At 64.3% G+C, this 14213-nt stretch carries 12 protein-coding genes, 1 tRNA gene and 1 pseudogene; 11 read left to right on the forward strand and 3 right to left on the reverse strand.

Going from position 1 to position 14213, the window contains the following annotated elements:
- The 3 genes from argH to FVW27_RS15290 all read left to right on the forward strand — a co-directional run.
- A partial coding sequence (argH, locus tag FVW27_RS15280; RefSeq protein WP_167126728.1) for an argininosuccinate lyase occupies window positions 1–842 on the forward strand: 842 nt, incomplete at its 5' end.
- A 124-nt stretch (window positions 843–966) separates the two neighbouring features.
- On the forward strand, window positions 967–1596 hold the full coding sequence (locus FVW27_RS15285) for a hypothetical protein (protein WP_208294829.1): 630 nt from the start codon (window positions 967–969) through the stop codon (window positions 1594–1596).
- Between the two features lie 307 nt (window positions 1597–1903).
- Window positions 1904–2170, forward strand: coding sequence for an RNA recognition motif domain-containing protein (locus tag FVW27_RS15290; protein ID WP_012611219.1), 267 nt, complete (start codon window positions 1904–1906; stop codon window positions 2168–2170).
- A gap of 241 nt (window positions 2171–2411) precedes the next feature.
- On the opposite strand, the gene FVW27_RS15295 is transcribed toward FVW27_RS15290, so the two are convergent.
- Window positions 2412–3206: a substrate-binding periplasmic protein gene (locus FVW27_RS15295; protein WP_167126730.1), complete on the reverse strand. Its 795-nt coding sequence runs from the start codon at window positions 3204–3206 to the stop codon at window positions 2412–2414.
- A gap of 373 nt (window positions 3207–3579) precedes the next feature.
- Window positions 3580–3873, reverse strand: a complete 294-nt coding sequence (locus tag FVW27_RS15300) for a hypothetical protein (protein ID WP_167126732.1) — start codon at window positions 3871–3873, stop codon at window positions 3580–3582.
- A 21-nt stretch (window positions 3874–3894) separates the two neighbouring features.
- On the opposite strand from FVW27_RS15300, the pseudogene FVW27_RS20990 reads away from it, so the two are divergent.
- Together FVW27_RS20990 and FVW27_RS15305 are read left to right on the forward strand one after the other, a co-directional pair.
- Window positions 3895–4092 (forward strand): annotated as a pseudogene (locus tag FVW27_RS20990) (bacterioferritin-associated ferredoxin); the annotation flags it as partial.
- Window positions 4093–4671: 579 nt separating this feature from the next.
- A complete protein-coding gene (locus tag FVW27_RS15305; protein WP_167126734.1) occupies window positions 4672–5421 on the forward strand; it encodes a substrate-binding periplasmic protein in 750 nt (249 codons plus the stop codon).
- A 986-nt stretch (window positions 5422–6407) separates the two neighbouring features.
- Here FVW27_RS15305 and FVW27_RS15310 read toward each other — a convergent pair.
- A tRNA-Sec gene (locus FVW27_RS15310) sits at window positions 6408–6501 on the reverse strand.
- Window positions 6502–6840: 339 nt separating this feature from the next.
- On the opposite strand from FVW27_RS15310, the gene ftsH reads away from it, so the two are divergent.
- The 6 genes from ftsH (at window position 6841) to galU (ending at window position 13972) form a co-directional block, all read left to right on the forward strand.
- Entirely contained in the window at window positions 6841–8865 is a 2025-nt protein-coding gene (gene ftsH / locus FVW27_RS15315) for an ATP-dependent zinc metalloprotease FtsH (RefSeq protein WP_167126736.1), read from the forward strand.
- Window positions 8862–9809 carry a dihydropteroate synthase gene (gene folP / locus FVW27_RS15320; RefSeq protein ID WP_167126738.1) on the forward strand — a complete coding sequence of 316 codons (948 nt, stop codon included), beginning with the start codon at window positions 8862–8864 and terminating at the stop codon, window positions 9807–9809. The genes ftsH and folP overlap by 4 nt, the downstream gene beginning before the upstream one ends.
- Entirely contained in the window at window positions 9809–10552 is a 744-nt protein-coding gene (cdaA, locus tag FVW27_RS15325) for a diadenylate cyclase CdaA (RefSeq protein WP_167126740.1), read from the forward strand. Before folP ends, cdaA begins: the two co-directional genes overlap by 1 nt.
- Window positions 10553–10554: 2 nt before the next feature.
- Window positions 10555–11454 carry a CdaR family protein gene (locus FVW27_RS15330; protein ID WP_167126742.1) on the forward strand — a complete coding sequence of 300 codons (900 nt, stop codon included), beginning with the start codon at window positions 10555–10557 and terminating at the stop codon, window positions 11452–11454.
- Between the two features lie 160 nt (window positions 11455–11614).
- A complete protein-coding gene (glmM, locus tag FVW27_RS15335) occupies window positions 11615–12967 on the forward strand; it encodes a phosphoglucosamine mutase (RefSeq protein WP_167126744.1) in 1353 nt (450 codons plus the stop codon).
- A 129-nt stretch (window positions 12968–13096) separates the two neighbouring features.
- Window positions 13097–13972, forward strand: a complete 876-nt coding sequence (gene galU, locus FVW27_RS15340) for a UTP--glucose-1-phosphate uridylyltransferase GalU (RefSeq protein WP_167126746.1) — start codon at window positions 13097–13099, stop codon at window positions 13970–13972.
- Window positions 13973–14213: the final 241 nt, after the last annotated feature.

The raw sequence follows: 14213 nt of genomic DNA on the forward strand, positions 1-14213 counted from the left end.
ACGCCGAGCGACTGGCCGACTGCGACCGCCGGACGCGCGTGTGCCCGCTGGGCGCGGCGGCGCTGGCGGGCACCACCTACCCGCTGGACCCCGCGTACGTGGCCGAGCAGCTGGACATGTACGGCACCTTCCGCAACAGCATGGACGCCGTGTCCGACCGCGACTTCGTACTGGAATCGCTGTTCTGCGGGGCCACCATCATGGCCCACCTCTCGCGCCTGTGCGAGGAAATCATCATCTGGGCCAACCCGGCCTTCGGGTTCGTGCGGCTGCCCGACGCCTACGCCACGGGTTCGTCCATCATGCCGCAGAAGAAGAACCCCGACGTGGCCGAGATCATGCGCGGCAAGACGGGCCGCGTGTACGGCGCGCTGACCGCCATGCTGACCACGGTGAAGGGCCTGCCCATGACCTACAACCGCGACATGCAGGAGGACAAGGAGCCGTTCCTCGACTGCGACCGCACCGTGTCGGCGTCGCTGGAGATCATGGCGGGCATGCTGCGCGAACTGGGCTTCAACGAAGGGCGCATGCGCGCCGCCCTGCGCGCGGGCTTCCTGAACGCCACCGAACTTGCCGACTACCTGGTGGGCAAGGGCATTCCCTTCCGCGAGGCGCACCACCTGACCGGGGCCGCCGTGGCCCTGGCGGAAGAGCGGTCCATCACCCTGGAAGAACTGCCCCTGGCCGACATGCAGGCCATCTGCAACCGCATCGGCGATGACGTGTACGCCGTGCTGGACCCGGCGGCGGCGGTGGCCCGGCGCGAAATGCCCGGCGGCACCGGCCCCGCGTCCGTGGCGGCGCAGTTGGCCGAGTTGGCCGACTGGCTGGAAGAGTAACGCCGGTCGGGCCGACGAAGCGCACCTGAAACATACCCGAAAGCGGGCCGCCTTCCGGCAGGGGGGCGGCCCGCCGTAAATGGTCCGCCCGGCCTGCGCCACGGCGGAGCACACAAGGAATCCGATGCAACGCAACAAGAAGCTCATTCCCGCACTGCTGCTGGCCGTGCTGTTCAGCTGGGCGCTGTACAACCTGCTTTCCGTCGCCGGCCTGCTGCCCGGCACCGGCCAGGTCATGGAGCAGGGGGACGACGGATCGGCCCTGCTGCCCGCTGCACTCATGGCCGAAGTAACGGCCTTGAACACGGCGGACGAGACTGCGTCGGACAATGAATGGATGGCCATGGTCACCCAGGCCGCCAGCGGCAGGTACTACAAGGATGCGCGCGACCAGGCGCTGACCCTGGCCGCCTCGCGCGCGCTGGAGGCGGGCAAGTTCGCCGTGGCGATCACTGCCGCCGAAGTGATGTACCACCCCGAACCGCGCGAGGATGTGTTGCAGGCGGTGGTCAAGGAGGCGGCCAAGACCCGCGCCACCATCAAGTATTCCGTGCGTGCGGCGCGCAACCTGTCGAAGCTCGACCAGCGGCGCGCGGCTCACGCCCATATCGTGCAGGCCTGGGCGGAACTGGCCAAAGGCGGCGATGACACCACCCCCACAAATGACGGAGCTCCGGTCACTCCAGTCGCACCGGTCGTGCCCGTCGTACCTGTCATGCCCGTCGTGCCTTCCGCGCCCGACTCCGCCAACTGACATTGGCCCCGCCGGAGTGTGCCAGTAGCACGGCCTTTTTGATGGGTGTGCGGATATAGGATTCGGGTATCCGGGGCGTGGTCAAGCGTTTTCAGGCGGAATTGCGACAGATTCTACTTGACCGCTTGAAAAACTCCGACTAATTCTCCAATCATGTCGGTCGATGCTCCGGGTGTGCCGTGCGTCGGGATCGGCATGGGCTTGTGGCAAGAGTTTCGGCGAGTCGATAGGCATCCCACCTACAGAGTTTCTGCCCGATCTTTCGCACGAGCGAACCCCCTCATTTTCCCTGCAAGGAGTTTTCCTGATGTCCAAGTCTCTGTATGTGGGCAACCTGCCTTTCTCCGCTTCCGAAGACGAAATCCGCGACCTGTTCTCCCAGCACGGCCAGGTGCTCAGCGTGAAGCTGATCTCCGACCGTGAAACCGGCCGTCCCCGTGGCTTCGGCTTCGTCGAAATGGAAGCCGCCGACGCCAACAGCGCCGTGGAAGCCCTGAACGGCTACTCCTTCGGCGGTCGCGCCCTGAAGGTGAACGAAGCCCAGCCCCGCGCTCCCCGTCCGCCCCGCTGGTAGTTTCGGCGCGGCAGCACCAGCCATGAGCGCCCAGCGCGCCATGTGCCGGTGACCACGCGGATACGCAGCAATCACAAGGCCCGCCTGCCGGATTTCCGGTCAGGCGGGCCTTTTTTCGCGTACGGGAAAATGGGGGGCACCGGGTGCGCTGGGCACGACGGGTGCCGAGAAGGGGGAAGGGCGTGCGGTGCCCCACGGGTGGGACGCGCCGCGGATCATTGCGCAGGGGCAACGGGTGCCGTCAGCGCGTCTGTGCCGCCCTTGGGGCCAGAATGCGTTGCAGGGTGCCGTCAGCGCGCATCCGCCCGATTTCGGCGTCGATTTCAGGCAGGCGCCCGGCCAGTGGCGAGTTGCGCGAAAAAGCCATGTGCAGCGGATAGCTGCGTACCGGGCGTTCCGCCTTGCCCACCGCGGACCACAGGTTCGGTTGGCTGTTCAGGTAGGCTTCGGCCACCAGGTCGTTGCTCAGGCACAGGTCCACGCGGCCATTGCGCAACTTGGCGAAGTTGCTTTCGTCCGACGGGGCGTATTCCACGACCAGTTTCAGCCGCTCCACGGCGGTCAGGAATTCCGGGCAATACGTGTATCCCTGCACCAGGCCGATGCGGTAGGGGCGCAGGTCCTCGTACCGTTGCCAGGCAAACCCGTCGTGGGCGGAGCGAGCGTAATAGAAGGATTGGTGCGCCTCGGCCACCGGCACGGAAAACGCCATGGCGGCTTCGCGCTCGGAAGAGCGGGCCAGCATGCTCACCCCATCGGCAGCGCCGTCCTCGGTCATGCGCAGCACGCGGTTCCAGGGCAGCAACCGTTGCCGCACGGGAAGGGACAGCCTGCGGAACAGTTCGTTCACCAGGGCGGTGGCCGTGCCGCCAACGCTGCCGTCATCCTGCATGGTGGTGTAAGGCGGGTACACGGTGTTCACCATCAGGAAGGTGTTGTTGCGGACTTCGTCGGCGGGGGGGGCGGTGCCACCGTTGGCCAGCGCGGTGGAGGGGGACGGCACGGTCGGCAAGGCCAGCGCGAACAGGACTGCCATGACTGCCAGGGCTGGCCGGATTGGCAGGAATGGCGGGAAGCGCAGGCCCGCCAGCACGGGGCGCATGAAATGGGCAAGCCCGTACGGCAGGAAGTATCCGGGGCGGGGGTGCCGTGACTGGCGGTGGCAACGTGTTGGGGATGATGACATGACGGACCTGTTGGCGAACTGTGCGGTGTATCCGGGCCGGTCGGACAACCGGGCTGGCAAGGGGCGCGCCATCCTGTGGTAGCGGCGGGCCGATGGCGTCACTAGCGGCGTGTCATAGCAGATGCGCCGCAAATGACAATGCCCTCCCGGGCGCGGTTTTTTTCGTGTGCCACCTCGTGTGGTGTCTGTGCAACATGCCGTGGATATGGGAGGTGTCGTTTTTCTATAATGCCGGTCCGCCGTTGTGCCGGGTGCACGGGCCGGTCAGGGTATCCGGCGCACGGGCAATGAAAAAGGCCCCGGAAAAGGGGGCTTGGGCTCGTGGCGGAAGCGTGTAGAACACGCTGGTGGTTGAGCTTTGGCTGGCGATGTCGGAGGGGTGTCGGCCTGCGACTGTCAATTCCATGCGGATCCATTCAGAAGGGCCGTAGAAACAGGTCGCGCCGCTGGCCTTCCAGAGGTCGGTCAGGTTCACGAACTTGTCGTCGGTGCAGCGGATGCCGAAGCCGTTGAACACGAGGGCGGGGTGCAGGTGGGCATGGTTCCCGAATGTGCCACGCGACCAAGGGGAGGGAGTAGTTTGAACGCTGAACTAATCTGCTACTGCTTTGGCTACACTGCAGCCGACATCAAGGCAGATGTCATCCTAAACGGCAGATCGACGATCCTTGAACGTATTGTCCAAGAGAAGCAGGGTGGGATATGCCGATGTGCCGAGACAAACCCTTCCAGCAGGTGATGCCTTGGAGATGTCCGCCGGGTCGTGGACAGTGCCCTTGGTAAGCCGGAAGCCTTCGTCGGACTGAAGAGCCGGTAATCTGTCACGAACAATGACGATGGCGACGGCCAATCCCTGCGCCGCCCTTGAGTGGGTGGCGTGTGTGGAGAAGGGCCGTCGTTGCTCGTTGTTCGACGCGCCGCAAGGCGGAAGGCCGGGCGAGGGCCACCCTGCTCACGAGGATGGCCGGAGGGGGTGACTACGCCGCGACCATCTGCGCGGCGGCTTGCTTGATCGAGAGTGGCGGGCATTTCTCCGCCGGGGGCATGGTATCTGCCGTGAAGGAGACTCCACGACGAACGTCCCCAACCGATCCGGCCTGGAGATGTCCGCCCCCACGACGGTGTCGAATGTGGAGAATCGGGCGCGGTACTGCTCCATATGGTCGGTGATCTCGTCTGGGCGCAGCGGGGGGGCAATAAATTCATTAATGCTAGTGAGGTAATAAAAGACAGAGGCAATGGCACGTGATACGGGAGTGCAGCTCGTGTTTGATTGGCGCATTATGATGACAACTTATACCAGAGATGTGTATTTATGCGCGTGCAGTTGAGCGTCATCTCTCTTGTTCTTGCGCTCTGCCTTATGATAACACGGGATGCCATTGCCGATGCCGCCCCATATGTTGTTGGGGTGGCGTACATGCATGGTGAAGAGCGCAGGATTCCTGAATTGGAAGCCTTTGTTGGCGAGGCGTATAGGCGAATAGGAATGAATGTTGTATTCAAATATTCACCGCCAATGCGAGATATTTCCCTTGCGAATGACGGTGAAATTGATGCCAGTGCTGTGAGAACAAAGTACGCTGTGGCAAAATATCAAAATCTTCTTGTCGTCCCTGAACCTTTGTTTAGTTCATTGTTTGCGATATTTTTTGTGAACGACAAATTTGATGAATATACTATTGATGATTTTAAATCATTACGCGTTGTCTGCGTGCGTGGTGAAATCATTTCCGCGTCGATACTTGAAAATTTTGGAATGAATCCATTGTTTGTTCCCGGGTTAGAGCATGGAATAAAAATGATAAAATCTGGTCGTGCAGATGCAGTGTTTACTGCCGAATCAGTTATGAAAGGTTTTTTTAAGGATGAATCTTCATCTGGTATACGCAAGGGCCGGTTTGGTGTTGTAGTTAAGTCATACCATGTTGTTAATGCAAGGCACAAGGATTTGATTGTTCCGCTTGCTGCTGCATTTCGAGAAATGATTAGAGACGGCACCGCACGGCAACTGGTAGGGGCGTTCAGCGACTTCGTTCCATCGCCTTATGAGCGCGACCATTAAGGGTTTCCCACGCGATTAGCGCAGGCTGGGCGCTCTCGCTTACAGGGGGGGGCGTATCGAAGAGGCTGGACAATGACATGTACGCTTGCCTCTGCCTTTCCCCGCTTGCTCACCGTCATCGTGATAGATCAAGCTCCTCGTGCCGGTTTATTGTGCTGGGTGACCTCCACGAACAAGCGGCGGGAGAGAGCTTCCCTTCATAGTGCACCGTGATGTCCGTCTGATCTGCGCGACCGGTGTGGCCGACGACTTCCTTGACCCCTCACGGGCCAGCTTCTGCTCCTTGCCGCACGGGATCTGTGTGTGCCGGAAAGAGTGGAGGCGCAGGCCGCAATGTTCGTTCTTGCCGCCTCCGAGCGGCAGGGGACCACCATCGGAACTCCCCGGGGTTGCCCGTGAAGTGCTGCGAAGCGATCTGTTCGTGGTCGGCCGCCCCGGCGGTCTTCTGTATGTGGCATGCCTTGAGGAAGGCCGCACTCCGCTCGTCTCCGGCGTGGCCTCGTAGCCCTCGTGCCGCAGCAGGCGGCGGTGGTGCCTTGGTCCCCATCGTGGCGTTCAGGGCCTCAAGCTCCTCATGAGCTTCGGGCAGATGGAACCCCGCTTGGTCGCGCTCTGCCTCGAGAGCTTCGAGATGCTGGCGGCGGGACAGGCGGCGCTCATGGGTGGCTTGTTGGGCTTCGGTAAGCCACTCTTCCATGATTTGCCGCAGGAGGCTGTCCGTGAGGGTGGAAAGCGGTGCGCCCGTTACGGTGGCGGTGGTGGAGGCGCTGCTTCTGGCCGATGGCGGCGGGGCGTGATCGTCGTTGGCAGGGAGGGCGAAAGGCTGGACGGGGGGCGGGACATCGCCACTGGAAGGGCGGGGTGATGCCGGGGCTTTAGAACGAGGCATGGCGCGGAGTCCGTTGTGTATCCCAAATGTGGATGCAGACAAGCGGAACACCGCGCCATCGTTATGTTTTCAAGCCATTTCAGCGGCTTTTGATGGCTGGCGGAAGCGTATAGGAGTCGAACCTACCATGGACATCTCTGCCCACCACCGGTTTTGAAGACCGGGCGCCACACCGGTGACGAAACGCTTCCGCAGGGGTTCGGCGTATCTAGCAGAATCGGTGTGGCACGGCAAGACGGGATGCGTGCCCGTGTCATGGCCGGACGGGGGGGGCGGAGCCGTGGAAACGCGGGGAGCGTGGGCTGCGAGGTCGAACCGGCTTCCGGTGCCCGGCTTCCGATGACAGTGAACGGTAGGGCTCGAGAGCCGGATTGCGCGCCGGATCAAGGGGAGGGGGATCGGGATACCTTGCCCGGCGATCCGAAAAGGCGGGGAAAGTGCGCCCGCGCGCATTGTCAAATAGTTCCCGACGACTTAAAAAGGAGAAATCGTCCGCACGACGGACGTTCACTTCCGCACGGAGGCCAGACTTGAACCAGTTTTCGCGCAATCTGATTCTCTGGGCGATCATCTCGTTGCTGATGGTCGTCCTGTTCAACATGTTCAATCAGCCACAGGGGACGCAGGCGCGTCTTACCTATACGGAATTCCTCCAGAAGGTCGAACGCGGCGAGGTGCTGCGCGTGACCATCCAGGGCCAGAAACTGACGGGTGAAAGCTCCGAGGGCAAGGCGTTCCAGACCTATGCCCCGCACGATCCCGAGCTGGTTACGCGTCTCATCTCCCAGAAGGTCGAGGTGAAGGCGGAACCGCAGGAAGAAGCCCCCTGGTACATGACCTTGCTGGTTTCCTGGTTCCCCATGCTGCTGCTGATCGGCGTGTGGATATTCTTCATGCGCCAGATGCAGGGCGGCGGCGGCAAGGCCATGTCTTTCGGGCGTTCGCGTGCCCGCATGATCACCCCGGAATCGGCCCGCGTCACCTTCGAGGACGTGGCGGGCGTGGATGAAGCCAAGGAAGAACTGAGCGAAGTGGTGGAGTTCCTGTCCAACCCGCGCAAGTTCACCCGCCTTGGCGGGCGCATTCCCAAGGGCGTGCTGCTGGTCGGCCCTCCCGGCACCGGCAAGACCCTGCTGGCCCGTGCCGTGGCGGGCGAGGCGGGCGTGCCGTTCTTTTCCATTTCCGGCTCCGACTTCGTGGAAATGTTCGTGGGTGTGGGCGCATCGCGCGTGCGCGACCTGTTCATGCAGGGCAAGAAAAGCGCACCCTGTCTCATCTTCATCGATGAAATCGATGCCGTGGGCCGCCAGCGCGGCGCCGGCCTTGGCGGCGGGCACGACGAGCGCGAGCAGACCCTGAACCAGCTGCTGGTGGAAATGGACGGCTTCGAATCCAACGAGGGCGTCATCCTCATCGCCGCCACCAACCGGCCCGACGTGCTGGATCCGGCGCTGCTGCGCCCCGGTCGTTTCGACCGCCAGGTGGTGGTGCCCACCCCCGACGTGCGCGGCCGCAAGCGCATCCTTGAAGTGCATACCCGCCGCACGCCCCTGGCCACCGGCGTGGAACTGGAAATCATCGCCAAGGGTACCCCCGGCTTTTCGGGCGCGGACCTGGAGAACCTGGTCAACGAGGCCGCCTTGCAGGCTGCCAAGGTGGGCAAGGACACCGTGGACATGGGCGACTTCGAGTACGCCAAGGACAAGGTGCTCATGGGCAAGGAGCGCCGCAGCCTCATCCTGAGCGACGAGGAAAAACGCATCACCGCCTACCACGAGGCGGGCCACGCCCTGGCCGCCAAGCTGCTGCCCGGCTCCGACCCGGTGCACAAGGTGACCATCATCCCGCGTGGCCGCGCCCTGGGTGTGACCATGCAACTGCCGGAAGGCGACCGCCACGGCTACTCCCGCTCGTTCCTGCTGAGCAACCTGGTGTTGCTGCTGGGTGGCCGCGTGGCCGAAGAGGTGGTGTTCAACGACATCACCACCGGTGCGGGCAACGACATCGAGCGTGCCACCAAGATGGCCCGCAAGATGGTTTGCGAATGGGGCATGAGCGAGGCCATCGGCCCCATGAACATCGGTGAGCAGGGCGAAGAGGTGTTCATCGGGCGCGAATGGGCGCATTCCCGCAATTTCAGCGAGGAAACCGCCCGCCTGGTGGACGCCGAGGTCAAGCGCATCATCGAAGAGGCCCGGCAGCGCTGCCGCACCCTGCTCGAAGAGAACATCGACTCGCTGCATGCCATCGCCGGTGCCCTTCTGGAGCGTGAAACCATCAGCGGCGACGACATCGACGTGCTGATGCGCGGAGAACAGTTGCCGCCGGAAAAGCCCAACAACCGCCCCGGCCCCGCACGCGCGGGGGAGCAGCCCGCGTCCGGCGGAAACGCCGGAGCGCCCTTGGCCTCCGCCGCGCAGACCGGTTCCGCTAACACGGAGTCCGACGCCGCCGGGCGCGACGAGTTCACCCTGGAGGCCGACGACACCGCCGAGCGCGGCCCCGGTGGCCCCGGCGGTAACGACGACTCCAACGGTGGAGCGGGGCGTCGATGACCACGGCTTGCGCCCACAGGCAACAGGCCATTTGGACCGTAAGGGGGGGAAGGGCGGTGACGCCCGCCCCCCCTCATCCCTTTGTGGTGTTCGGCATCGTCAACGTCACGCCCGATTCGTTCCATGACGGGGGGCGCTACACCTCCCACGAGGCGGCAGTGACCCATGCCCTGCGCCTGGCGGCGGAGGGCGCGCACGTGTTGGACATTGGCGGTGAATCGTCGCGGCCCTACGCGGAGGCGGTACCGCTGGAAGAGGAACTGGCGCGGGTGCTGCCAGTGGTGCGGGGCATCCGCGACGGGTATGCGGCCCATCTGGCGGGTCATGCCGACGCGAACCGGCAGGTTCCATCCCCCCGCCCCGGCGCGCCCCTGCTTTCCGTCGATACCTACAAGGCGGGAACGGCGGCGGCGGTGCTGGACGAAGGCGTGGACATCATCAACGACATTTCCGCCTGCGCCTTCGACCCGGGCCTGCTCGACGTGGTGGCCCATTACAAGCCCGGCTACGTGCTGATGCACAGCCTGGGCAGGCCGGAAACCATGCAGGACGCCCCGGCCTATGCCAACGTGGTGGACGCGCTGCTGGCCTTCTTTCACGACAGGATGGACATGCTCGTGCGCGCCGGGCTGCCGGAATCGCGCATCCTGCTCGATCCCGGCATAGGGTTCGGCAAGCTGACGGAACACAATTTCGAGATACTGCGCCAGATAGAGCGCTTCGACTCGTTGGGTCGCCCCGTGCTGATGGGGCTTTCCAACAAGTCGCTCTTCGGCGGGCTGCTGGATCTTGGCCACGGGCAGCGGGCGGGCGCCACCCAGGTGGCCACGGCACTGCTGGCCGCACGTGGGGTGCTGTGCCATCGCGTGCACGATGTGGCGGAAACCGTGCGCACCCTGCGCCTCACCCAAGCCATGGCCCCCGCGCCACGCACGGAGAACTGATGCTGGGCCTGGAGAACGTCACCGCCAACTGGCGCGACCTTGTGGACATCGCGCTGGTCACCGCGCTGTTCTACCGCATCATCGTCATGGTCAAGGACACGCGCGCCGTGTCGGCCATTTACGGGCTGCTGTTGCTGGTGGTCACCTACTTCGTCTCGCGCGAACTGGGGCTGTACACGCTGGGGTGGCTGCTGGAAAGTTTCTTTGGCTCGTTGTTCCTGGTGATCATCGTGCTGTTCCAGCGCGACATCCGCCAGGCCCTCACCGACATGGGGGCGCGCAGCTTCTTTCGCAAGAAGACCACGGCCGACGACGCCCTGAACGAGATCATCGGCGCCGCGCTGTACCTTGCCCAGCGCAAGATCGGCGCGCTCATCGTCATCGAGCGCAACGTGGCCCTGGGCGACATGATCGAACGCGGGGTGAAGCTGGGGGCCGCGCTTTCGCGCGAGTTGCTCATCACCATCTTCTTTCCCAAAACTCCGCTGCACGACGGCGCGGTGATCATCCGCAAGGGTGAGGTGGCGGCGGCGGCGTGCATCCTGCCCCTGGCCACCGTGGACCGGCAGGACTTCGGCACCCGGCATCGCGCCGCACTTGGCATTACCGAGGAAAGCGACGCGGTGGCGGTGGTGGTTTCCGAAGAACGCGGGGCCGTCACCGTGGCCGTGGGCGGCAAGCTGACCACCAGCCTTGACGCCACGCGCCTGAAGCGCGTGCTCAAGAACATCCTGGAGAAGTAGCGGTGCGTTCCAACTGGCAGTACGCCGTCATGGCCTTCGTCATGGCCGTTACCTTGTGGTACATGGTCACCGGGCGCGAGCGGGTGGAAGTGGTGGGCGAGGTGCGGCTGGAGTTCAAGGGCATCCCCCAGAATCTCGTGGTGCGCGAAGGGCTGGTCAACAAGGTCAGCGTGCGCGTGCGCGGCCCCAAGGGCCTGGTGCGCGTCATGACCGCGCGCGACATGAGCTACGCCATCGACCTCAGCAACCTGAAGCGCGGCACCAACATCGTGCCCCTGACGGCGGAAAAGCTACCCGAGGCGCGCGCCTTCGAGGTGGTGGAGATAACCCCCTCGCGGCTGACGCTGGAGGTGGACGCCATCGTCGAAAAGGACGTGCCCGTGGCCGTGGACATCAACGGCACCATTCCGGTGGACGTGCGCATCGACAAGACCGAGGTGACGCCGGCCAAGGTGCACTTGCGCGGGCCGGAAACGCTGGTGGCGCGCATCGACAAGGTGAAGGTGGCCGTGGCCGCTCCGGGGCTGGACCAGGCGGGAACGATGGAGGTGCAGGCCACTCCCACCCTGCCCGAGGCCACGGAATCGACACCGCCCACCGTGTCCGTACGGGTGGAAACGGCCCTGCGCATGAAGGAAACCACCCTCAAGCGCGAGGTGGCCGTGCAGCCGCCGCACGGCCTGCGGGTGCAGGTGGTGCCGCGCACGGTCACGTTGCTGCTGGAAATGCCCGCTTCGGTGGCCGCCGATGCAGAGGCGCTGCGCTCCATCCGGGTGTACGCCGAAGTGCCCGAAGGCGCTGGCGCCGGACAAGAGAGGCTGCCCGTGCGGGTGGACCTGCCGGACAGGGTACGGCTGAAGGATATTTCGCCCGACGCGGTGAACGTGACCTTCCGCAAGTGACTTCAGGGCGGTCCGCGGTCCGTCCCCGGCGCGTGGCGTTGTGCCCCACGTGCCCCGGCCTTCGCAGTTTCGAGCGACGATTGAACAACCCCCGCAAATACTGTACTCAGGCGCACCGGCGGCGCTGGCCGCCAACGCACACTCCAGAGAGGATTCGCAGATGGGCAAACGCCTGTTCGGCACCGATGGCCTGCGCGGCCAGGTGAACATCTATCCCATGACCGCCGACGTGGCCCTGCGTCTGGGCCTTGCGGCGGGCACCCATTTCCGTAACGGCAACCGCCGCCACCGGGTGGTCATCGGCAAGGATACCCGCCTTTCCGGCTACGTGTTCGAATCGGCCCTGACGGCGGGCCTGTGCGCCGCGGGCATGGACGTCTACCTGGTCGGACCGTTGCCCACGCCCGCCATCGCCTTTCTGACCCGCAACATGCGGGCGGACCTTGGCGTGGTCATCTCCGCATCGCACAACCCCTTCATGGACAACGGCATCAAGTTCTTCGACAAGGACGGCTTCAAGCTGCCCGACGAGATGGAGAACGAGATCACCGACATGGTGCTGGACCCCGACTGGCAGTGGGATTACCCCGTTCCCGAACGCGTGGGCCGCGCCGCCAAGATCGAGGACTCTCCCGGTCGGTACATCGTCTACCTGAAGAACAGCTTTCCCGCGCACCTCACCCTGGATGGCATGCGCGTGGTGCTGGACTGCGCCAATGGCGCCAACTACAAGGTGGCCCCCCTGGCGCTCGAGGAACTGGGCGCGGAAGTCATCAAGATCGGCACCGAGCCCAACGGCCTGAACATCAACCACCAGTGCGGTTCGCTGTACCCCGGCGTTGCCGCCGGCAAGGTGCTGGAAACCCGCGCCGACGTGGGCCTGGCACTGGACGGCGACGCCGACCGGCTCATCGTGGTGGACGAGAAGGGCACCGTGCTCGACGGCGACCAGATCATGGCCCTGTGCGCGGACGACATGCTGCGGCGAGGCGCGCTGCGCAACAACACCCTTGTGGCCACGGTCATGAGCAACATGGCGCTCGAAGTGTACATGAAGGAGCGCGGCTGCAAGCTGCTGCGCACCCCGGTGGGCGACCGCTACGTGGTAGAGGCCATGCGCCGCGAGGGCGCCAACCTTGGCGGCGAGCAGTCCGGCCATCTCATCTTCATGGACCACGGCACCACCGGCGACGGCCTGATGGCCGCCCTGCAGATTTTGCGCATCATGCGCGAGCGCGACCGGCCCCTGTCCGAACTGGCGGGCCAGTTGCAGCTTTTCCCGCAGGAGCTTATCAATGTTCATGTGGAGCGGAAGATCCCCTTCGAACAGTGCCAGCCCGTGCTCGACGGGGTGGCCAAGGTCGAGGCGGAACTGGGCGACAGGGGCCGCGTGCTGCTGCGCTACTCGGGCACCGAGGCCGTATGCCGCGTGATGGTGGAGGGCGAGGACCCCGAGCAGGTGAAGCGGCTTGCTTCGCTGCTGGCGGAGACGGTACAGAAGCACCTGCGCTAGTTCGCAAATGGGCCTCTTTTGCGAGCGGTTATCGTGCCGGTAGCCCGGCGATGATGGTGCAGGCAGCTATTCTGCTGGTGTCTTTCTGACGTAAGCCGACACGACGACACATTCCAAAGGAGACCCCTCATGAACATCCGCAAGGTCGTCATTCCCGTCGCCGGCTGGGGTACCCGTTCGCTTCCCGCCACCAAGAACATCCCGAAGGAAATGCTGCCGGTCTACAACAAGCCGGTGGTGCAGTATGTGGTGGAAGAGGCCATGCGCTCGGGCATCGGCGACGTGGTCTTCGTCACCAACCGCGACAAGAAGATCATCGAGGACCACTTCGATTACAACCTGCAGCTGGAAAGCGTGCTGGAACGCGCCGGAAAGACCGAGATGCTGCGGCAGGTGCGCGAGGTGGCCGAGATGGTCAACATCATCTCCATCCGCCAGAAGCAGCAGCTGGGCCTTGGCCACGCGGTGCTGTGCGCCCGCGACGTGGTGCGCGACGAATCCTTTGCCGTCATGGTGGGCGACGACCTGATGTTCGGCATGACGCCGGGTATCAAGCAGCTGATCGACGTGGCCGCCTCCGAGCGGTTGCCCGTCATCGGAGTGATGGAAGTGCCCGCCGACAAGGTGAACCGCTACGGCATCATCTCCGGCGAGGAATTCGCCCCCGGCATTTTCAAGGTCAACAAGCTGGTGGAAAAGCCCAAGCTGGGCGAGGCGCCCTCGCGCCTGGCCATCGTGGGCCGCTACGTGCTCACCCCGGACATCTTCCGCTGCTTGGAACAGATGAAGCCCGGCCACGGCGGCGAAATCCAGCTTACCGACGCCCTGCAGATGCTGGCCGACGACCGGGGCCTGCTGGCCGTGAAGATTCGCGGCATGCGCTTCGACGCGGGCGACTGGGCGGAATACCTTACCGCCAACATCTACTTCGCCCTGCAGGATGAAGAACTGCGCGACGAACTGGTGCGCCAGCTCAAGCCGCTGCTGCCCTACAGCGGCACGTAGACCCCGGGTAATCCGGAATGTCGTGAACCATGGCCGGGGGGAGGAGTTTCCGCCCCCCGGTTTTCTTCTTGTCCCTGTCCCTTCTTTGGTACCTGCGCCATGTCCACCAACACCGCCCAATCGCTGCGCGCCGTCGCGCTGCTCAGTCCGCCGTACGCCACGTTGACGTACGCCGTGCCGCCGTGGCTGCCGCCGCAGGCGTGGCGGCGGGGTACGCGGGTGGCCGTGCCGCTGGGCAACG

This window comes from Nitratidesulfovibrio liaohensis (genome assembly GCF_011682075.1).
Lineage (GTDB): Bacteria > Desulfobacterota > Desulfovibrionia > Desulfovibrionales > Desulfovibrionaceae > Cupidesulfovibrio > Cupidesulfovibrio liaohensis.